Annotated in this window: 21 protein-coding genes and 1 pseudogene; 10 read left to right on the top strand and 12 right to left on the bottom strand. The window is 45.7% G+C overall.

Going from position 1 to position 19,465, the window contains the following annotated elements; genetic code table 11:
- Positions 1 to 16: 16 nt before the first annotated feature.
- The 8 genes from HCH_RS28800 to HCH_RS34040 all read right to left on the bottom strand — a co-directional run bounded on the left by HCH_RS28800 (position 17) and on the right by HCH_RS34040 (position 7,103).
- Entirely contained in the window at positions 17 to 433 is a 417-nt protein-coding gene (locus HCH_RS28800; RefSeq protein WP_049781129.1) for a helix-turn-helix domain-containing protein, read from the bottom strand.
- A 28-nt stretch (positions 434 to 461) separates the two neighbouring features.
- Positions 462 to 1,034: a hypothetical protein gene (locus HCH_RS28805; RefSeq protein ID WP_011400082.1), complete on the bottom strand. Its 573-nt coding sequence runs from the start codon at positions 1,032 to 1,034 to the stop codon at positions 462 to 464.
- 172 nt (positions 1,035 to 1,206) lie between these two features.
- Positions 1,207 to 1,977, bottom strand: coding sequence for a hypothetical protein (locus HCH_RS28810; protein WP_011400083.1), 771 nt, complete (start codon positions 1,975 to 1,977; stop codon positions 1,207 to 1,209).
- Between the two features lie 60 nt (positions 1,978 to 2,037).
- Positions 2,038 to 2,514: a hypothetical protein gene (locus tag HCH_RS28815; protein ID WP_148212686.1), complete on the bottom strand. Its 477-nt coding sequence runs from the start codon at positions 2,512 to 2,514 to the stop codon at positions 2,038 to 2,040.
- A gap of 180 nt (positions 2,515 to 2,694) precedes the next feature.
- Complete coding sequence (locus tag HCH_RS28820) at positions 2,695 to 4,257, bottom strand: DUF6035 family protein (protein WP_011400084.1); 1,563 nt, start codon at positions 4,255 to 4,257, stop codon at positions 2,695 to 2,697.
- 230 nt (positions 4,258 to 4,487) lie between these two features.
- Positions 4,488 to 4,682: a hypothetical protein gene (locus tag HCH_RS28825; RefSeq protein WP_011400085.1), complete on the bottom strand. Its 195-nt coding sequence runs from the start codon at positions 4,680 to 4,682 to the stop codon at positions 4,488 to 4,490.
- Between the two features lie 633 nt (positions 4,683 to 5,315).
- Positions 5,316 to 6,863, bottom strand: a complete 1,548-nt coding sequence (locus tag HCH_RS28830) for a recombinase family protein (RefSeq protein ID WP_049781130.1) — start codon at positions 6,861 to 6,863, stop codon at positions 5,316 to 5,318.
- 33 nt (positions 6,864 to 6,896) lie between these two features.
- Positions 6,897 to 7,103, bottom strand: a complete 207-nt coding sequence (locus tag HCH_RS34040) for a hypothetical protein (RefSeq protein ID WP_011400087.1) — start codon at positions 7,101 to 7,103, stop codon at positions 6,897 to 6,899.
- A 53-nt stretch (positions 7,104 to 7,156) separates the two neighbouring features.
- On the opposite strand from HCH_RS34040, the gene HCH_RS32785 reads away from it, so the two are divergent.
- Together HCH_RS32785 and HCH_RS28840 are read left to right on the top strand one after the other, a co-directional pair.
- A complete protein-coding gene (locus tag HCH_RS32785; protein ID WP_049781131.1) occupies positions 7,157 to 8,536 on the top strand; it encodes a hypothetical protein in 1,380 nt (459 codons plus the stop codon).
- A 101-nt stretch (positions 8,537 to 8,637) separates the two neighbouring features.
- Entirely contained in the window at positions 8,638 to 8,850 is a 213-nt protein-coding gene (locus HCH_RS28840; protein WP_011400089.1) for a DUF3892 domain-containing protein, read from the top strand.
- Positions 8,851 to 9,179: 329 nt separating this feature from the next.
- Here the strand turns inward: HCH_RS28840 and HCH_RS28845 are convergent, their stop codons facing one another.
- Positions 9,180 to 10,670, bottom strand: coding sequence for a deoxyguanosinetriphosphate triphosphohydrolase family protein (locus tag HCH_RS28845; RefSeq protein ID WP_011400091.1), 1,491 nt, complete (start codon positions 10,668 to 10,670; stop codon positions 9,180 to 9,182).
- 38 nt (positions 10,671 to 10,708) lie between these two features.
- Positions 10,709 to 11,044, bottom strand: coding sequence for a hypothetical protein (locus HCH_RS28850; protein WP_041599001.1), 336 nt, complete (start codon positions 11,042 to 11,044; stop codon positions 10,709 to 10,711).
- A 453-nt stretch (positions 11,045 to 11,497) separates the two neighbouring features.
- Between HCH_RS28850 and HCH_RS28855 the strand changes: the two genes are divergently transcribed.
- The 5 genes from HCH_RS28855 to HCH_RS34515 all read left to right on the top strand — a co-directional run bounded on the left by HCH_RS28855 (position 11,498) and on the right by HCH_RS34515 (position 15,548).
- Positions 11,498 to 12,010: a phosphoribosyltransferase gene (locus tag HCH_RS28855; protein ID WP_158304999.1), complete on the top strand. Its 513-nt coding sequence runs from the start codon at positions 11,498 to 11,500 to the stop codon at positions 12,008 to 12,010.
- 6 nt (positions 12,011 to 12,016) lie between these two features.
- On the top strand, positions 12,017 to 12,718 hold the full coding sequence (locus tag HCH_RS28860) for a DNA-processing protein DprA (protein ID WP_011400092.1): 702 nt from the start codon (positions 12,017 to 12,019) through the stop codon (positions 12,716 to 12,718).
- A 417-nt stretch (positions 12,719 to 13,135) separates the two neighbouring features.
- Positions 13,136 to 13,468: a helix-turn-helix domain-containing protein gene (locus tag HCH_RS35310; RefSeq protein WP_041599003.1), complete on the top strand. Its 333-nt coding sequence runs from the start codon at positions 13,136 to 13,138 to the stop codon at positions 13,466 to 13,468.
- A 5-nt stretch (positions 13,469 to 13,473) separates the two neighbouring features.
- Positions 13,474 to 13,980, top strand: a complete 507-nt coding sequence (locus HCH_RS28870; RefSeq protein ID WP_148212688.1) for a hypothetical protein — start codon at positions 13,474 to 13,476, stop codon at positions 13,978 to 13,980.
- 47 nt (positions 13,981 to 14,027) lie between these two features.
- Positions 14,028 to 15,548 (top strand): recombinase family protein, encoded by a 1,521-nt coding sequence (locus tag HCH_RS34515; protein WP_011400093.1) that lies wholly within the window; start codon positions 14,028 to 14,030, stop codon positions 15,546 to 15,548.
- Here HCH_RS34515 and HCH_RS28880 read toward each other — a convergent pair.
- Positions 15,521 to 16,564, bottom strand: a pseudogene (locus HCH_RS28880) (YifB family Mg chelatase-like AAA ATPase); the annotation flags it as partial. The gene HCH_RS34515 and the pseudogene HCH_RS28880 overlap by 28 nt on opposite strands.
- Positions 16,565 to 16,670: 106 nt before the next feature.
- Complete coding sequence (locus HCH_RS28885; RefSeq protein ID WP_011400095.1) at positions 16,671 to 16,949, bottom strand: accessory factor UbiK family protein; 279 nt, start codon at positions 16,947 to 16,949, stop codon at positions 16,671 to 16,673.
- A gap of 411 nt (positions 16,950 to 17,360) precedes the next feature.
- On the opposite strand from HCH_RS28885, the gene glnK reads away from it, so the two are divergent.
- The 3 genes from glnK (at position 17,361) to HCH_RS28900 (ending at position 19,450) form a co-directional block, all read left to right on the top strand.
- The gene (gene glnK, locus HCH_RS28890; RefSeq protein WP_011400096.1) at positions 17,361 to 17,699 is read left to right on the top strand and encodes a P-II family nitrogen regulator; all 339 of its coding nucleotides are present in this window, start codon (positions 17,361 to 17,363) and stop codon (positions 17,697 to 17,699) included.
- Positions 17,700 to 17,750: 51 nt separating this feature from the next.
- Complete coding sequence (locus tag HCH_RS28895; RefSeq protein ID WP_011400097.1) at positions 17,751 to 19,022, top strand: ammonium transporter; 1,272 nt, start codon at positions 17,751 to 17,753, stop codon at positions 19,020 to 19,022.
- 176 nt (positions 19,023 to 19,198) lie between these two features.
- Positions 19,199 to 19,450: a SemiSWEET transporter gene (locus HCH_RS28900; protein WP_011400098.1), complete on the top strand. Its 252-nt coding sequence runs from the start codon at positions 19,199 to 19,201 to the stop codon at positions 19,448 to 19,450.
- Positions 19,451 to 19,465 lie beyond the last annotated feature (15 nt).

The raw sequence follows: 19,465 nt of genomic DNA on the forward strand, positions 1-19,465 counted from the left end.
GCGGAATCGCTTGAAGCTATACTTTGATTTTTTTTAAGTTCCGTTTAACGGTCTCCAGACTGGCGCTTTTTCCAGTTTCTTTTTCCAGACGTATCTGGACATCTCGTAGTTGTTGGGGCTGCTCGTCAATCCACTTACAAACCTTTTCTTGTTCCTGCTCCGTGTAAATGGGCGGTCTTCCCGGGGAGGCGTCGCTAATGAGGCCGCATATTCCCATGCTTTCCCACTGCTCAATCCAGATCGAAATGGTGTTGCGGTGGAAGTCGATAATGTCGGCAATTTTATCGATTTTATACCCCTTATTGCTGAGCAGTATGGCGTGACAGCGAATACGGAAGCGGGAGCTCGGGCTGTAGCGAAACCCATCGGTAAGAGTCTTTATTTCAGCGGGCTTAAGATGATTGACGTACTTCACGGTGCAAAATATGATCAAATTGAGTGGTCGTAAGTCGCCTATTTTATTAGAAAATTTTTATTTTTCTACTTATAAACAGCTTAAATCCTTGCAAATCTATCAAGAGGATCAGCATAAAAAGTGGAACTTTAATATAAATACTGCTCTTATCAAAACGACACAACGCCTTCATAAGTAAAACACCATACATACCAAAAATAGTAAACACTAAAAAAGATAAAATCGGAGCTACAATATATATACTAACAACTGATACCAATGGCTTTATAGAAATGACAACAATAACAAGGATAAGTGCAGCACTTGCCATGTCCGTATAATGAGCGAGTATTGCATCAGCAGGTTTCTTTTGCTTATACTCATCCATATAAAATATTTCTTCCATTATCTTATCAACATCAATCCTTTTACTTGCATGCAAGTAGTTAATAATTGAAGTTTGGAAAAAACCACCAATAACAAGGAAAAACCAGTAGCCATCTTGTTCGGCCCACATATGCGGCCAAAAACTACCATAACTCAGACAAAATATTATATATATAGGAACAGAGAACAATAACACAAAAAGAAGGATCGCAAAGGCTATGCCCTGCCCCGTAAAACTGTCATGGCTTCTCATCTAACATCCCTTTACTAGTACTTCTGCGCATTATTGATAACGCTTCTAGAAACAAAAGTCTCACATCATTAGTATGCGACTGCACAGCGATTTAAGTTATCATTACAATTTTCATACCCACACTTGTATGCTGCTAATAACAGATTCAGTCTATTCGCTATTTTTCGACACTTCATATCCTGATAAACTCTTGTTTAGCATACTCCTCCAGAAGTCTATCGAGTATTTCATCTATCATTTCATCGTACTTTGAAAGATCAATATCGTTAGTAGCTGAAAATCCAAGATCAATACAGTCTTTCGCACTACGATAATCACGCCGACCACAATATTTAGCAAGCGCTAGAATGTCTAATTCAAGGTCTGAAACCAACTTTGATATAGTGCCACTACTTACTACGCCAGCTTCTTTCACAATCATATCTATTGTATTTTCACAAAGAACATCTACGGATAGATTATTTCGGATTGAATCTGTGTAGCGAAACACATGAGAAGCTAACGTCTCGAACTTGTCCTTTCCTCTTAATTGATATGCCAATACAGGATTCACTGTTGCCAACTCCAGAAGCGCATCGTCAAGCGGTGTAACAAGTCTTTCCTCAATATCAATTTTTAACGAATTCGAGATATCAGTGAGTGACTGGATAATAAGAGGTAGGACTGATACCTTAATATCTTCCGAATCAAACGGAAGACCTCTTTCTTCTACTCTCTTAAAATAATGTAATAAAAATTTCTCGGCAGTAGCATTAGGGTTAAATATAGACATGTTGACTGCATATCTAATTTCGAGCAGAAAATAAAGCACCTTACGTGCGCTTCTCTTACTCTCCGTCCAGTTCTTATAAAAGTATCCAGCACTGCTTATAACAGCAGCAAGCAATATTCCAACCAAGCTAACCAATGCAGCAATAAACTTCACATCAGAAAAAACGTCCATTTAGTCATCCATTAATACATAAAACTATTCAAACATGAAAATTCATTACAAAGTTCACATCTAATCATTTTTATCAATCTTATTTAGCTTTTCTTCCACATCAGACATTTTACGCTCTATATTCTTGATCGCCTTAGAATAATTCTTCAAATTGCTAAACTTTCTTATATTATCGAAAGCAACCAATATTGTCACACCCCAAACAGGAACCGACAGCGGCAAGAGGAATTTAGTCACTGGCTCAAGAACAGGAACAACCGAAATTATGATTGGACTGACTATAATCAAACCAAGTCCAATATTCATAAAGAAAAGAATAAAAAATATATCAGAATAAACAGCTCTAGCTAACGCAGCATTCGACCTTTTAACCTCAGCCAAATGCTCCTTTTCCCAAGTTAGAATTCGCATCTTATTTTCATATCTTTTAATTCTCCTTCCATTCCTATAATCAACATACTTGTTTTTCAATGGAGTACAAATATATGCCAGGACTACAACAAGACCAGATGCAGCAACACCTTGCCAGAAAGCCATACTAAAGAATTCCACAAACCACCTCTTATACTAGAAAAAACAGCAATTTATTACAAACAACCCTACTACGAGTAGCAATATTTAATTTCGCTCCATTCACTTCCAATCCATCTTAGGAAAGCGGCTAAAGTTGAGTTTTTGCGCACCTATTTTTCTCCCTTTCACCACTATTCACCATGTCTAAAATTCAGTAGGCATTACCTTTACAACTCTCTCTAACTTGGGATATACAAACGGATAAGACATGAACCAGTCAAAGAATTCGTCTAGGTCATAGTGTTGCTTGACATATCTGTACGCGGCATCGTGTTGAATGTTTTTTTGATAGTCATTATTTATCACGTCTGGATAAGGACCATTTTCAGATATTCTTTCGCATAGTGAGGTATAATGCCTAGCCTTCAAGTTAAAATAGAAGTAAAGATACGCTTCCTGATATTCTGATTCCTTCATTCTATTTCCCAGAATGTCATATCCTAATAGCCTTATTCCATTTCTTAAAATATTGACATTCATGCCAGAATAAAACCCAAATCCTTTATCTTTTAACTGATCCTCAATCTCTCTCCACCTGCTGATAATTTCGATTTCATGCATACTTCCAGAAAGGCATAGACTGTGAACAATTCTTTTCAGCTTAATTACAGACTCAACATATTTATCATCGTAGATTTCTTTAAGTACATTTTTCTCACTTTCGGATAGCATTGGCTCTGGATACCAGTAGTTTTTTGCCAAAGTATAGAAGTCTTCTACACTATCCAGACCTTTCATCCAATTATTACTTAGATACTCTTTAGCCTTTTCTCTTGCTTCAAGATATGAACAAGCCCTCATTTCCTCCAACTCTTCGTGGTAGTCTTTTAAGAAAGAATCTCCATCCTCGTATCGTATTTGGCTGAATGAAGCCCTCTCTGTCTCAAAAGAAAATGTGATCTTTCCGTTTGAAAGGCGCGGTTTAAAATATGCAACAATAAGCTGGAGCTCTGAAGCAATCACTGTTAGCTTTTGAAGCTCTTCATTAAAGACAAAAAGATTGCCTCGGCTATTAAACCCAATATCTTTATGAACTTGCCGTATCTCCGCATCAATTTTCATTTCCTCTTGTGCCACCGCAACGGAGTCAAACGAGCATATCCACATTAGTTGATAGCCCATATCCTTATATAGTTGTTGTCGTCTGCCAATTATTTCAGGCGACTCGCTGCGCAGCTGGATCTCAAACACGACATGACGCCCCTTATATTTCGCTAAGATATCGGGCTTGCCTCTCTGCCGTCGGTCAGGACTGAAAATAAATCGGTCATCAACAGCAATAACACTCCAATTAGGGAGCTGGCGAAGTGTTTCGCTAATTAAGGTCTTGAGTGCACGGTGGCGCCCGCCTTCTTTTATTCCCTTATAGACTAACGCTCGGTTAGAGTTATCAGATTTCCATTGACAATGCTGACCACAACCGCGCCGATGCTTAAAAAAGTAGAGATGTGAATTCATTGCGTTCAGAGGTATGCCAGCTACACCATCCTGCTTCTTTAAGCGTGCGGTTAGCTGTACTGGCTCGTCACAAAAATAACACCGGAAGCGATTTCGAGCGCTCACCCGCATTTGGGCAATTGCATCAAGGCCATAATATTCAGTGATGAGTACTGCTGGTACCGCATCCAGCTCTGGCCGCTCAAGATCTTTAACAAGGGGGATTTGGAGTTTTGATTCGGGAAAGTCAAATTGATCGAAGGAGTCCATCTTCGTCACTACTGCACCTCGCTACAAATTCCGTTAGCTTAAACTCTCCATCGAACTTTAATGTTCAGGCAAGCGTAGCAATATTCGCGTATTTTTTCTATTTACGCAAACTTTCTCAATTATCGAAGCGAATCTATGCGGGACGCAATGCCCTAAAGGTTATCTCTCAAAGTAAATATTTGAAAAAGAAGAGGGCATCCCCTCTTCTTTATTAATCAGGTATGACTATATCATCCCGATAAAAATGGCTCTAAAGTGAAGCGAGCAAACCAAAGCCAATCAATAATGAGTAGGCTATACTCAAACAACCATTCTTGATAGGTTTCGCCCTCATACATTCTTTCGCGACATATCTCGGCCTTCAGAATCAGTACGAGAAAATGACATACACCCACCAGTACTTTCAGCGCAACTAATATGCTCATATCCGGTTCCTCTTCACAAGAAAAAGTATTGAGGCCACCGAACCGGAGTATGTATGTCGTGTCATCGGTTGGAATTTGACAAATTTCAACGCGAGCGTATACTCAAGCTTGGTTCTTGTAGCATGTCTACTCGCCAAAGTTTTGATGCTACATGTGGCCTGTTCTTCGAAAACCCTCCCTTTGGAGGGTTTTTTATGACGTCACACTAATGGTTAGTCGCAAGCCATTCCTCCCCTATCACACAGACACAAAAAACCCGCTCTCAACATCTATCTGTCTTATAAGCGGGTGTGGGTATCTCTAATATTGTCAGGCCCCGATTCGATCATCATGCTCGATCGAATCAGGCACGTCGCTCCGTATATCAGGAGCTTGCTCGTCGTTCGTCGTCTCATAAGAAGTCACCTACTGCATCTTACTTATAATCAGCATACCAGACAGATCAAAAAACAACCAACCACTTCTACATTACGTTATTTTTAGATAAGTATATGACGTCACATGAACATCTACTTACCTGATTTATAATAGAAATATATCTATTATTCACCTTTCAACTCATGAGTAGAAAACGACATTTCCGTCACAGCTTTCATTTTGATATTGGATGAGGGGACATGGGGACGTTACACATTATGCTCCCCCATCTTCCTTCCACACATCTCGTCCGAGTAATATGCTACGTGCAGCAACCTGCACACGCTCCTTTGTCCAAGTAAAACGTCGGTAGCAGATCGGCCGTTGCTCACCATAGTAAAATTTACGGTCATTAAAGACTGCCGACATAGGAAAATCCCAAGTAATTTCAACGTTTTTTCGCTGTATTTCGATGTTCGAGATTGCAGATTTTAAAATTACTCGAATTTCGTCTGATGGCTTCAATTTATCTATATTTTTCAAGCTATTTACTTGTTCGAGGAAAATCCGCTCTCTATCTTCAAATACGGTTTTTTGCTGAAGCTCATGCAACCTCCGATCTATATCTAATCGCTCGTCAATTATGGCTTTTCTCCGATCCTGCAACATCACCTCATCGATAACACGATCAAGATATGCGTCGGTTAAACGAACTTCTTGTTCCTTTAATGTGGCAAGTCTCAGTTTAAGATATCCTCTCTGGCTCTCTACGTCTCTATTTAACTCATTAATAACAAAAGTAAACTCTTCAGCAAATGCTTTTAACACACCTTTTCTGAAGATACCCCGAGCTCGGAGGGTCATAGCAATAATTCTAAGTACAACATCTTCTCGAATACACGTACCGGCACACGCTTTTGTATGGCAACGATAGTATGCAATTCCCCGTTGTGTTTCGGCATAGAGACCATAGCTGCAATTTTTACAGCGTATTAGACGCTGTAACGCGTAAATGCGCTTCACAGGCCGCTTACTATTGAGTGGACGACGCATAACCTCTTGAACCCGATCAAAAAGTGCTTTTGTTATAAGTGGCTCGTGATTTCCCTGGAAGACTTGATTCGTACGCCTGATACGCATGAGTCCATAGTAAAATGGATTTTGAAGCAGGCACGAAATGCCATTCAAAGACAGAGGCTTGTTCTGGCGATTAACCAAGCCACGTTTACTGAGCTCTGTCAGCAAAGAAAATAAAGTATAACTTCCTGTCGCATAACGCTCGAAAGCCTCTTGAACTAGTGGTCCAAGTTTCGGACATATAGTTTTTGCTTTTGCAGACCCATTATCTAGATATCCAATAGGTGCCCGGAGAGGATAGAAGCCCTGCTTCAACCGACCGTACATTCCCTTTCGAACTTCTTCGCGGAGATTTCGAATATAGTCAGCAGCCACCACCGCTTGAATATCAGCGGAGAGACGTCCGCCTCGCGACTGAAGATCAAGATTCTCGTTCGCAAAATGTACCTCGATCCCGCTATCTATTAGTTTACCTAGATCTGCCCAATCTTTGAGATTGCGGGCTCCGCGATCAATCTTGTGCATGATGACTCCATGCGCCTTTCCCTTTTCAAGAGCCTGAAACATCTTTCGGAAAATAGTTCTGCCCTGCTTCGCTGCAGTTTCTCGCTCCTCAAACCATTCCGTAATGGTCAGGTTTTCGCGCTTTGCGAATGCATTGATAGCAGCTCGCTGTTCTTGCAGCGAGGAACCTTTATCACCCTGTCTTTGCGTTGAGACTCGTATGTATGCGAAATATTTCCTCATATGATGAATTGATTATGAATACAGCCTATCAAATTAAGGGGTATTGTCATCCTTCGTCCCCATGTCCCCCCGTCCATGTGAGTCATTTTCTTTGCGACTTTGCACACTACGGTTGAGCGAGATCAAGGCTTTGAGAAAAGCCCGCAGCTTTTCTTGAGCAACAAGCTTCTCCTCCAACGATGCATTCGGCATCTGCATCTCAACCAACGGTGAGATGTTTGTTTCTCTTTTTTCTGGCATGCCCGTACCTTGCAGGCGCGCAGGATAACTTCATAGCGGAATAAGAGTGCGCAATGCGCACCTTTACCCGTCTATTTGTTTTCGCCTCAAGCGATACCATCTGGCGCATGCGTGAAAATCAAAAGAAGAAGTCAGAGCCAACTGTCTCTCGTCGGCTAAGCGATGGGGGCATTGTTGAGATGGTGTACCGATCAAGCGAGCGACGCACCGAGCTTGCAATATGGGACGGCAACCAGGTTACCTATCAAGAATCTCTATCCCTGCCGAATGGCGAGACGCTCGTTCCGATCAAGGGAAGCAATAACCTTATCCGCCACAAGGCTATATTGCTGCCTGAGCGAGCAAAGGAGTACGGAACAACTAAACAGTTAATCGACGCAATCCGGTCGTACATCGATCGATATGTCCATCTTTCTGATCAATTCCGCTCTATTGCGCCTGTCTATGTGCTTCTTTCTTGGGTGAGTGACGCATTCAATGAAGTCCCGTATCTGCGTTTTCGCGGTGATTTTGGAAGTGGGAAAACCCGAGCGCTACAAGTCCTAGGGAGCATCCTATACAAGCCGTTTTTCGCCAGCGGCGCTTCTACACTTTCCCCGCTTTTTCATACTCTGGATCTCTTTCGCGGTTCTCTGGTTTTCGACGAAACAGACTTTCGCTATTCGGATGAGCGTAGCGATATCGTGAAGATATTTAACAACGGCACGTCACGTGGACTGCCAGTGCTGCGAACAATCGTGAACAAGGATAATGAGTACAATCCGCGTGCGTTCTCTGTCTTTGGTCCGAAAATCGTAGCCATGCGGCGCAACTTTAGCGATGAAGCGCTTGAGTCCCGTTTTATCACTGAAGAAATGGGCACGCACCCGCTTCGACTCGATATCCCCATTAGTCTCCCCAACACATACAAAGACGAGGCAAAGGAACTCCGCAACATGTTGCTAATGTTTCGATTTCGGCACATGCAGGGCGCGCGATCCGGCAATATCGCCGCATACAGCACATCACACCCAACACTCTCCGCCCGAACGCAACAAATGCTTTTGCCGCTGCTTTCACTTGCACAGGATGAGGAAGCGAAGGGGCACATTCTCGACATTGGCCGCGTAATGGACGAGCGCGTTCAAAGTCTTCGCTCACGGTCACACGAGGCAATGCTCTTACCTATCCTGGCTTCATTCATGTACACAGAGCAGGACATTCCGATCCAGCAACTTACCGCAGCCTTCCTCGAAAAGCATGACGCAGATATCGATCGCCCTATCACCTCTCGATATGTAGGAAGCTTGGTGCGTACCCGTCTATACCTGCCGACATACAAGCGGCATGGCGTGTTTGTGATCCCAGTTACTGAAAAGGTAAAGGAGCAGGTACATGGACTTTGTGTGCGGTATGGGGTTGGGAAAGATAGCGCCGCCTCAGACCGTTCATGAGCCCGAAAATAGCCAGCACACAACCATTAAGATCAAAATTTAATCTACACTTCTAATGGGTATATTACCCGTACTTATATCGCACCCATGGAGGCACGGCTATGACAAAAATCATCGGCAACAATGACGGTCCTGGCGGACGCAACGATACATACAAAATTGGCAACAGACCTAACGTGCCAAGAGCACAAGCTGTTAAAGAGGTTGAGCAAGGGAAGCATCCTGGAGCCCATGTTGTTGAAGTTAATGGCCAGAAATACGTTCGGGACAATCCCGACAACTCAAAGAAAGACAACGTAAACAGAAATAAATAGCTCATGTTTGCCCAGAAAGCATGAGGAAGATCCTGTGAAGGCGCGATGCTTTCTTTGGTCTGGCGCCTTCATACTCTCGCTAGTCTCCCCGGCATTGTCTGCCGATGCGAACGAGGATATAAAAAGAAAAATAATTGAGCTGTCTATACAAAGCTATCCGGGAAATTGTCCTTGCCCGTATAACCGAGATCGAGCCGGAAGGAAGTGCGGAAAACGGAGCGCGTATAGCAAGCCGGGAGGATATTCCCCTATCTGTTATATATCTGATGTAACGGATGAGATGGTGAAAGAACACAAAAGGATGGATAAAAAGTAGACGATTTCTGTTTTTAAAGAAGAGGTTTAAATATTGATATTCCATCGGAAAAGAGACGACCATGAAATTCAGCAGCTTGTCTATCGGTCATACTAGCAACATAATCACAGACTACTCTGTGTGCATCAGATATATTCCTTTTTCTAGCCCTATCATAATCTATCTTCCATGGCCCAGGCAAAAGCTTACCCTCACTATCAATAATGGATTTAAATATTTGTTTTATGTATTCTTTTCCTTTAAATTCGAAAACAGAAAGTCTTTGAGAGTTGATCGTCAACATAAAATTCAACTTCTTCAATAGCTCAACCGTTATAAGCTGTTCTCTTTTCAGCCTAACCCTAGAAAGCTGCGGGTAATTCTCATTTTCATGAGGCAAGAACTCAACTGACTCAATTAGCTTTCCGACTCTTCTAGCAGTAAACTTCACTCTTTCGAGAGGCTGCTCTGTAAACTTTGTATCAAACATATAGGTTAACAGCGTACAGAGCACATTATCTGCAACATTATTATCAGAAGATTTATCTATGTATTTTTTTATTTCGACAACTTCGAACAGATCAGACACAATATTCACTATATCATCAGGATCAGAAAGTTCCTTATATTTCTCTTTTTTTAAAGCCTTATTTATTTCCGAAAACAACTTATATTTAAGCGGTGGTATGCCGGCTCCATCACCAATTGTTATAGATTTAAGCAAATATAAAGGCGTTATAAATCCGGCGTGAAAAGAGTCTTCCAAATCGTATGTAGAGTATGCAATATCATCAGCAACATCCATGATGGAGCATTCAATTGTCTTAAAATTTTCTCCTGTATACCCAGGTGCAACATGTTTCTTTATTTGATCAACAAGGTTTCTTTCAACCCCATAGAACCCTTTTCTGGGCTCTATTGCGTCTTTCCTTAAAGGGCTAATTTCCTCGTCATACTTTAGAATAGATGCCAATGATCGATAGGTAAGATTAAGTCCATATGGCGCATCAACTGTACCGTCCTCTAAATCTAATAACTTTTTCTCCACATTAGATAGTATTCGGAGCGTTTGAGCATTACCTTCAAACCCGCCATATAGCCTCATCAATTCATCAAGAGCTTTTTCTCCATTATGCCCAAATGGTGGATGCCCTATATCATGTGCTAGAGAGGCAAACTGAACAAGATCCAAATCTATTTGACATTGTTCGCCAATTTTTTTGGGTAGTTCGCGCACATTTAGATACTGAGCAATTCCAAAGGCAATTTGCGCAACTTCAAGTGAATGAGTCAGCCTATTTCGAAAAAAGTCATCCTCGTGCCCAGGATAAAGCTGGGTTTTTCCTTGCAGCCGGCGGAAAGATGCGGAATGGAGTAAACGTGCATAGTCTTTCTGGAATGGCGTACGGCCTAATTTACTTTTCTCTTGTCTTTCTTTATTGCCGTATGCTCTTCCATCCTGACGCTTACAGTCATTTTTTACGTTATACAGCTTGTTACTGGAATTATATAGGGGACTATCCATGAAAAAGAGCCAAATAGAATTGGCTCCTCCCTTAATGCTTATGTGCTTTTAGCTAGGTTTTTTGCAGCATTGTGCTTTTTAGGCAACACACCAAAAGCTGCATACACTGCATCCGCCGCTCTTCTTGCAGCACTATCAAAGTCGTATGGTGAACTATCAAAGTCGTATGGGCGAGATGGTTGTTGTTCATCAACCTCCCCGCTCTTACTAGTAGTCATAGTTCCATGACCAGCACGTTTTTTAACATCAGTCATTAGAGCTTCTCCCAACTTGTTTCTATGAATTAATTCTTCAATAACTTCCTGCTGCTCATCAACAGAAAGCGTGGAAAATTCTCGTAGGATCACATCAATAATCCGCTGTGTATTGCTCATACCCTACACTCCTCATCAGATGGACATGAGGGCCAAGAAACTATTCTGGACCCGCAATGCCACCCCATAAGAAGATGGGCTTTCTAAGCTTTATAGTAGCATAGGTTATAAAAAGACCAAATTTCCCTTTTTCACGTATCCAAGCAGAACGCCATAACATTCTGATTTGTATAAAAATAAACCTGGACGCGGTTCTGTAAAATTCTGTAAGCCCAGCCATTTTTACCCACTTTTCCGTCAGAACACATCGTCTCTCCGATCACTTCAAAACAACGACCACACCTTAACCACAATTTCATAAAACAGTCATGACGGGTTCTTGCTGGCAATATCGCTTTCTTAAGCGCATACCGTTAATTTTACAGAAGGAGCCTGAGAGTGAATGGCACTCGACTAGACTGGAATCAGGTCAAAATACCCAAATATCACGAAAGCGGAGTCCCCGTATTCTCCATGAGCGAATACTACCCAATCCGCTCATCGAACCACGGTGATTTCAGCCGCCTAATCTTGGACTTTAAAGACGCGAAGCAAAACGCAATTCAGTATTTCACCAAAGCACTCTCCTATTTCCTTGCCCGCACGTCTCTGGCAACGACGCCGTTTTATGTTGCGGTAGTCCCGCCATCAGAAAGGGGATCGCAGAGCCAAGGCTTTGCACACGTGCTCCGCAATATCTCCAACCAGTTTCAGATACTCAATTTGGAACAGAATTTGTTTAATCGAATTGAGACCAAGGAAAAGTCACACGCTGGAGGCAGCAGGGATTTAAGCGTACACTTGCGCACCATGGCAGTTGAACCAAGCCTGATCAACGCTATACAGTCTCCAGCGACAGAGATATTGGTACTGGATGACGTCACTACAACAGGAAATAGCTTCAAAGCCGCAATTCAGCTATTACAACAGGCAAATGCCAAGAAGATTACAGGGGCAATAGCCCTCGCTAAAACAGCAAGAACCTAACTCCCTATGCACAAAAAGTTTGGCGTTATCGCCATACCACTTAACTCGTCAGAATACCCCAAACACCTCAAAAGCATTGCGAACCCTCCGGCGACTCTGTACGCCAGAGGAAATCTCGATCTGCTATACGAGGCACCAGGGATAGCGATAGTCGGCACGAGAAACGCCACGGCAAACGGCTTGGAGATTACAAAGCGGGTTGCAGCTTATGCAGTCAGCAAAGGTGCAATTGTTGTAAGTGGTTTAGCTCTTGGCATTGATGCTGCCGCCCATCAAGGCTGCTTAAATGCTGGAGGCCGTACTATTGCTGTTCTCGCGAGCGGACTACACATAGCCACTCCCCGGCAAAACGCAGGACTGGGTGACGCCATTCTTGAGTCTGATGGACTGTGGGTTTCAGAACATCCTGAAGGTACCCCACCCGCACGGCAGTATTTTGTACCGAGGAATAGAATTCAGGTAGGGCTTTCTGCCTGCTCAGTAATTATTGAGTCAGACGTTAAGAGCGGTACAACAACACACGCCAAATTCTGCGTTCAAGAGAAGCATCCATTATTCGCGGTGGTTCCGCAGCCTAGAAACCCCTTTGGACTCAATAGCGCTGGCCCTGAAATGATGGTGAGAGATATGGGGGCAATTCCGTTAAAAACGAGAAATGACTATACCTTATTAAATCAAGCTTTACATGCTAGCCACAATCTGAACTGAGTATTCTTGTTATAGCAATCGCCCAGACACTTTTTCTTTCAGTTCATGCTTCTTAATGCAGAGACCGTTTACGTATAAGTTATAAAAACAAGAAGTGATGAACTTGTGAATAAAAAGCGTTTATTAAACGTAACCTATGGTACTGTGAAGATATCAAAGCACTCGCTAAACACACTCTCACAGCAATACGAAGCGCTTTGATCCATAGACAGTAAGGCAAGACTACACCCGTCCACGCATTCTGCTCACATACCGGCAGAATTTTCATGTTTTTCAGATGTGCACCCACCGCACATTTTTGCGTCTCATAGAATCGTATCCTCCATGCCAAAATCCCCCCGTTCATTCGCACACAGCGACGAACAAGGCATTTATCAATAACTATCCATCCCTATGCCAAAGAGAACCCCAAAAGACATGCTCCGGTACTACCGCCGCAGCAATGGCTTTACCCAAAAGGAGTTTGCGAGTCTGCTTGGCTTTAGAAGCCGCTCACAACTCTCCCGAGTCGAACGAGGAAAACGAATCCCCCGATTAGATCAGCTACTACGCTTCCGTATTTTGTTCGGCGTGCCAATGCAGAAACTCATTCCAACCACCTGGACCCGTACCCTCAACGGGCTCTGGGAGGATATTGAGCTCATGCGGACAACCTGCACGAAGAATAGCGACTGCAAACAAACAGAGAAGCACGCGTTCCTCATGCATGCCAAGGAGCAGGTTGAAACATTAGAAACAACTGACGCTTAGTTCCTATGACCAACCAGAAATCAGCAACACTCGCCCTGTATATCACCCGGCGAGGAGTTTCTTTCGTGTTCCTGCTTGGAACCACCCCGCATGACTGGGGCACCAAAACAGTGCGAAAACGAGATACTGCAAAGATACGAAAAATCACGCGCACGCTTATAGAGCAATACAAACCAGACACCCTCGTCACAGAACAAAAAGGGGCACCACGTGCCAAATGGGTATGGTCTGTATGCCGATCAGCTATACAGTTCGCGACGCGTCATAGCATCCCAACGCATCGCTATGCGCGCAAAGATATCCAACAGCTTTTTAAAGCGGCCAACGCTTCAAACAAACACCAGATGAATCATGTCATCATGGCTACCTTCCCCGCCCTAAAGCCGCGTATGCCACGCAAACGCCTTGTATGGCATACAGAGTCATACGCACAAGGACTTTTCGACGCGGCCTCTCTCGCGCTCGTGTATCTTCATACGGAGCACGGGCACACGATTAAGATAGAAAGCTAATCAGCTACACTTTCCAACAAACCTCATAGAAATAGTGGAGGTACATCATGCGGACATCGCATAAGAGAGTAGGGATATGGATTCGAGTCTCTACCGAGGATCAGGTAAAAGGAGAAAGTCCAGAACACCACGAACGGCGCGGTCGTCTATACGCCGAAGCAAAGGAGTGGGAGGTCGTTGAGGTGTATCGCCTCGACGCTCTTTCAGGAAAGACCGTTAAAGAGTATCCGGAAACAAAACGGATGCTCGCCGATATTAAAACCGGACACATAACAGGTCTCATCTTCTCAAAGCTTGCTCGCCTTGCGCGAAACACCCGCGAACTTCTTGAGTTTGCCGAGGTGTTTCGTGATTGTGGCGCGGATCTCATATCGCTTGCCGAATCCATAGACACATCAACTCCCGCAGGCCGCCTCTTCTACACCATGATTGCCGCAATGGCACAGTGGGAACGAGAAGAGATCGCAGAGCGCATATCCGCGTCCGTACCCATCCGCGCCAAGATGGGCAAGCCACTTGGCGGACAAGCATCATTTGGGTATCAATGGGAGGATGGCAAGCTCATCCCCCACCCTGATGAAGCTCCGATACGGAAACTCATGTATGAACTTTTCCGGGAGCATAAGCGGAAGAAGACCGTTGCACGGATACTGAACGAACGCGGATACCGCACCCGAAAAGGAGCAAAGTTCTCAGACACAACGATAGGGCGTCTCATAGAAGACCCAACCGCAAAAGGCATGCGTCGCGCTAACTACACGAAGTCCACAAACTCAACCAAAGCGTGGACACACAAGCCAGAGCATGAGTGGGTATTCCATGAAGTGCCCGCTATTGTCTCTGAAGAGGTATGGGAGGAGTGCAACGCAATACTCACGACACGCAAAGGAACCCGACCTATCGCCAAACGTGTACGACACCTATTTGCAGGCCGCACCTATTGTGAATGCGGTTCAAAAATGTACGTTCCATCAAACAGCCCGAAATACATCTGCGCCAATTGCAGGAACAAGATACCAACTGAAGATCTAGAGACCATATTCCACGAACAGTTGCGAGACTTCTTCTGTTCGCCAGACGAAATCGAGCACCATCTCTCATCATTCTCAAACAGTATTGCAGCGAAAGAGGACGTGCTTACAGTCCTCCAAAAAGAGCGTGAGAAAGTAGTTACTCGAACAGACAAACTATACGAGCTATACCAAGAAGGAGGAATTGATAAACGAGGCTTTGGAGAACGCTATAAGCCACTGCAGGAACGCCTGGAACAAATCGATGCAGAGCTTCCGCAACTCCAAGCAGAAGTCGATTTTCTGAAGATCACCCAAATCTCACAGAACGAAATTGTCGATCACGCGCAAGACTTATACGCCCACTGGGACAATCTCACCAGCGACGACAAACGACAGATCGTCGAAGCAATTACCGACCGCCTGATCATTGGCAAGGAGGAAGTTGAGATCGAGCTCTACTACGCCCCAACCCCCACCCCAAAGTGCAATAGCACTCCCCAAAACGCTGGCATTTTGGCAACGCATCAACATGGATTCATCGCAGCAATCAGCTGAAAACGGGCTGGAAACGTGGTCTGCTGCGCCGCTCTGGAAATCACGATCTCTCCAGATTCCATTGGCTCTCGCAACACTTCCAGGACTTTTCGGTCAAATTCCGGCAATTCGTCGAGAAATAACACACTATTGTGCGCCAATGATATTTCTCCCGGTTTGGGATTGGAGCCGCCACCAACCAAAGCGACCGCAGAAGCGGTATGGTGCGGGGCCCGAAAGCGTCGCTGCCGCCACTGCGTCATATCCAGACTGACTCCCGCCACGGAATTGACCGCCGCCGTTTCCAGCGCTTCCATTTCCGTCAACTCGGGCAAGATGCCCACCAAACGCAACGCCAGCATGGTCTTACCCGTTCCCGGTGGGCCGAACATCAGCATGTTGTGATTGCCCGCAGCGGCGATCTCCAGCGCTCGCTTGGCTTGAAACTGCCCCTTGATGTCAGCCATATCGGGCGCTTTACGCCCGGAGGCGGCGCACTTCTGTTGGCGTATCGGCGTCATGCGCTCATGTCCCAGCAGAAAGGCCACTAACTGCCCCAAAGTGGCCGGCGCAAATACGTCCAGCGCAGACACCAGGCTGGCCTCCTGGGAATTTTGCGGCGGCAGTATAATTTTGGCGCCAGACTGGGCGCAGCGAAGCGCGGCGGGCAACATTCCCGTTACCGGCCGCAATTCTCCAGAGAGCGCCAGTTCGCCATAGAACTCATATCCTGCAATCGCCTCATCAGGCAATTGCCCTGAAGCCGCCAGCACGCCGACGGCGATAGCGAGATCATAACGACCTCCCTCTTTAGGAAGATCTGCGGGGGCGAGATTGATCGTGATGCGGCGGGCGGGAAATTCAAAGCCGCTGTTGAGTAATGCGCTCCTGACCCGATCTTTGCTTTCTTTGACTGCGGCTTCAGGAAGTCCAACGATAGACAGGGCCGGCAAGCCGTTCGACAGATGGGCTTCGACTTTTACCAGCGGGGCTTCCACGCCAAGTTTGGCGCGCGTGTTGACGATTGCGAGTGACATACTCCCTCCTTGGATAAATTCAGCCTCGTTCCTGAGGCGCTAATGTGTGTAGATATTAAAGCGAGACCGGCGATTTGATTCTCATCGCCGGTTAATAAAAAGTCCGTTAGGCTTGATCGCCTTGCTCACTCTTGGCTTGCAAAGCCGCCTCCAGTTCAACCACGCGTTTTTCCAGGCTGTCCAGTTTCTCGCGGGTGCGGCGCAACACTTCCAATTGAACATCGAACTCTTCCCGGGTCACCAGATCCAGTTTAGAGATGATGCTGGATAAAGCCGCCTTGGCTTGCTGCTGCACATCTTCATGCGCCGATTTAGCGACATCCGGCAGAAACTGCCCGAAATGCTGGTTAAACGCGTTAAGTAAATCTACTGGTGATACCGACATGGAAAGTCCTCCGTTTTTCGGAGCGGCGATTGTACCACGGCGATCCTGGTTTGTTTATGCAATCCTCACCGTTTCCCGCCATTGGCTATAGAACCGAAGTGAAAGTGACAACAAATCCTGTTTATAACGTTGCCTGCCTTCTTTTTTGCACAAAATTTGTGCATTTTTATAAATGCGCACCAGCCACGGGCGCCAATTAACCTCAAACAGGGGCGTGCTGCGCTATAATTGTGCCCTGGTTTTTCCACAAGGTAAGAAATATTCATCTAGTTAACTGTTTTAAATAAATTTTTTATCATTGGCACAGCAGATGCTACATCACGCACAAATTCCGCACATATTTTTGTGCGTGGTTGAGCTTGCTGATTGTGCGATTTCTATAACAGGCGGGTAGATACAAAGGAGAAAAAAATGAAACTGGTAACTGCCATTATCAAGCCATTCAAGCTGGATGATGTGCGTGAAGCACTCTCCGAGATTGGCGTTCAGGGCGTGACCGTAACCGAAGTAAAAGGGTTCGGTCGTCAAAAGGGCCACACCGAGCTGTACCGTGGCGCAGAGTATGTCGTCGACTTTCTCCCCAAGGTGAAAATCGAAGTCGCTATCGGCGATGACTTGCTCGATCAAGTCGTAGAAGCCATCACCAAAGCCGCAAACACCGGCAAGATCGGCGACGGCAAAATTTTTGTGGTGGATCTGCAACAAGCCATCCGCATAAGGACCGGGGAGACTGGTACAGACGCGATTTAATCAAAACTAACAACAACTGGTAACTGACAAGCGTAGTGCGGAGGGCTTTTCATGGAAAACAATGTTTTTCACTTACAATATGCATTAGATACCTTCTATTTCCTTGTGATGGGCGCATTGGTCATGTGGATGGCCGCCGGTTTCGCCATGTTGGAATCCGGCTTGGTTCGCGCCAAGAACACCACTGAAATTCTTACCAAAAACGTCGCGCTCTACGCCATTGCCTGCATCATGTACCTGATCTGCGGCTATGAAATCATGTATGGCAGCGGCGGATATTTCCTGACCGGCATCATGCCCGGCGAGACCTATGTCGACGATACCTTGAATGCTTTCGCTGAACGCGATGGTGGGTTCTCAGGCACCGCCATCTACTCTGGCGCATCCGACTTTTTCTTCCAGGTTGTGTTTGTCGCAACCGCCATGTCTATCGTATCCGGCGCTGTCGCAGAGCGCATGAAACTATGGGCGTTCCTGGCTTTCGCTGTAGTGATGACAGCATTCATCTATCCGATGGAAGGCTCCTGGACTTGGGGAACTCAACCAGTATTCGGACTATATAGTCTTGATGAAATGGGCTTCAAAGACTTCGCGGGCTCCGGCATCGTCCACTTGGCTGGCGCTGCGGCGGCTCTGGCTGGCGTATTGCTGCTTGGCCCACGTAAAGGCAAATACGGCCCTAACGGACAAGTTAACGCTATCCCGGGCGCCAACCTGCCTTTAGCGACACTGGGCACTTTCATTCTGTGGATGGGTTGGTTCGGTTTCAACGGCGGCTCAGTATTGAAACTGGGCGATATCGGCAACGCCAACTCCGTGGCAATTGTTTTCCTGAACACTAACGCCGCAGCGGCCACCGGCGCGATAGCCGCTCTGATCACCGCTCGCCTGTTGTTTGGCAAAGCAGATCTGACCATGCTTCTGAATGGCGCACTGGCCGGTCTGGTGGCAATCACCGCCAATCCTGACGCGCCGTCCCCCGTGGCCTCCTCTCTGATTGGCATAGTGGCTGGCGTGCTGGTCGTATTCTCCATCGTGACCCTGGATAAACTGAAAATCGACGACCCTGTTGGCGCAATCTCCGTACACGGCGCTTGTGGTCTGCTGGGTCTGCTGGTAGTGCCTTTCACTACTGACGTCAGCTTCCTGGCTCAGTTGGCTGGCGCGTTTACCATCTTCGGGTGGGTGTTCACAACCAGCCTGGTGGTGTGGGGTCTGATCAAAGTGATCATGGGCATCCGCGTCAGCGAAGAAGAAGAGTATGAAGGCGTGGATCTGGCGGAATGCGGGATGGAAGCCTATCCTGAGTTCACCCGCGACTGATCTCCAAAACGACCTCCAAGAGGGCTGCCATTCGGCGGCCCTTTTTCGTGTGGGCAGATGCCGGTGGTATTAGAAGTCTGCGCCCCCGGCCATAACGACGGGGCGTACATATTTTCCCCTAGTTACGCTGCCAGATAGCGTGATTAAAATGCGCGCAATTCTATAGGGTTAATAAGATGTTAGCATCCATCATCGGCACACTGGCGGCGTTGTTCACCACTTTGGCGTTCTTGCCCCAGGTCAGACAAACGTTGAAAACGAAAAACACGTCCGGCATCTCTCTGGGCATGTACAGCATTTTTACGTTGGGCGTATTTCTGTGGCTGCTTTATGGAATCATGATGGTGGCGTGGCCAATCATTATCGCCAATACCCTGACATTGGCCTTGGCGTCCACAGTGCTTGCGCTGAAGCTGAAACATGGCTAACCGCCGTGCGTCTAT

It is taken from the genome of Hahella chejuensis KCTC 2396, assembly GCF_000012985.1.
GTDB classification, from domain to species: domain Bacteria; phylum Pseudomonadota; class Gammaproteobacteria; order Pseudomonadales; family Oleiphilaceae; genus Hahella; species Hahella chejuensis.

Excerpts from the sequence above, each read along its gene's own strand:
- HCH_RS28810 (WP_011400083.1), bottom strand. The coding sequence starts at position 1,977 with ATGGACGTTTTTTCTGATGTGAAGTTTATTGCTGCATTGGTTAGCTTG.
- HCH_RS34515 (WP_011400093.1), top strand. The coding sequence starts at position 14,028 with ATGCGGACATCGCATAAGAGAGTAGGGATATGGATTCGAGTCTCTACC.
- HCH_RS28805 (WP_011400082.1), bottom strand. The coding sequence starts at position 1,034 with ATGAGAAGCCATGACAGTTTTACGGGGCAGGGCATAGCCTTTGCGATC.
- HCH_RS28850 (WP_041599001.1), bottom strand. The coding sequence starts at position 11,044 with ATGAGCAATACACAGCGGATTATTGATGTGATCCTACGAGAATTTTCC.
- HCH_RS28830 (WP_049781130.1), bottom strand. The coding sequence starts at position 6,863 with ATGAGGAAATATTTCGCATACATACGAGTCTCAACGCAAAGACAGGGT.
- HCH_RS28870 (WP_148212688.1), top strand. The coding sequence starts at position 13,474 with ATGACCAACCAGAAATCAGCAACACTCGCCCTGTATATCACCCGGCGA.
- HCH_RS28895 (WP_011400097.1), top strand. The coding sequence starts at position 17,751 with ATGGAAAACAATGTTTTTCACTTACAATATGCATTAGATACCTTCTAT.
- HCH_RS28840 (WP_011400089.1), top strand. The coding sequence starts at position 8,638 with ATGACAAAAATCATCGGCAACAATGACGGTCCTGGCGGACGCAACGAT.
- HCH_RS32785 (WP_049781131.1), top strand. The coding sequence starts at position 7,157 with ATGCGCACCTTTACCCGTCTATTTGTTTTCGCCTCAAGCGATACCATC.
- HCH_RS28900 (WP_011400098.1), top strand. The coding sequence starts at position 19,199 with ATGTTAGCATCCATCATCGGCACACTGGCGGCGTTGTTCACCACTTTG.
- HCH_RS35310 (WP_041599003.1), top strand. The coding sequence starts at position 13,136 with ATGCTCCGGTACTACCGCCGCAGCAATGGCTTTACCCAAAAGGAGTTT.
- HCH_RS34040 (WP_011400087.1), bottom strand. The coding sequence starts at position 7,103 with ATGCCAGAAAAAAGAGAAACAAACATCTCACCGTTGGTTGAGATGCAG.
- glnK (WP_011400096.1), top strand. The coding sequence starts at position 17,361 with ATGAAACTGGTAACTGCCATTATCAAGCCATTCAAGCTGGATGATGTG.
- HCH_RS28845 (WP_011400091.1), bottom strand. The coding sequence starts at position 10,670 with ATGGATAGTCCCCTATATAATTCCAGTAACAAGCTGTATAACGTAAAA.
- HCH_RS28815 (WP_148212686.1), bottom strand. The coding sequence starts at position 2,514 with ATGGCTTTCTGGCAAGGTGTTGCTGCATCTGGTCTTGTTGTAGTCCTG.
- HCH_RS28820 (WP_011400084.1), bottom strand. The coding sequence starts at position 4,257 with ATGGACTCCTTCGATCAATTTGACTTTCCCGAATCAAAACTCCAAATC.
- HCH_RS28885 (WP_011400095.1), bottom strand. The coding sequence starts at position 16,949 with ATGTCGGTATCACCAGTAGATTTACTTAACGCGTTTAACCAGCATTTC.
- HCH_RS28860 (WP_011400092.1), top strand. The coding sequence starts at position 12,017 with ATGCACAAAAAGTTTGGCGTTATCGCCATACCACTTAACTCGTCAGAA.
- HCH_RS28825 (WP_011400085.1), bottom strand. The coding sequence starts at position 4,682 with ATGAGCATATTAGTTGCGCTGAAAGTACTGGTGGGTGTATGTCATTTT.
- HCH_RS28855 (WP_158304999.1), top strand. The coding sequence starts at position 11,498 with ATGAGCGAATACTACCCAATCCGCTCATCGAACCACGGTGATTTCAGC.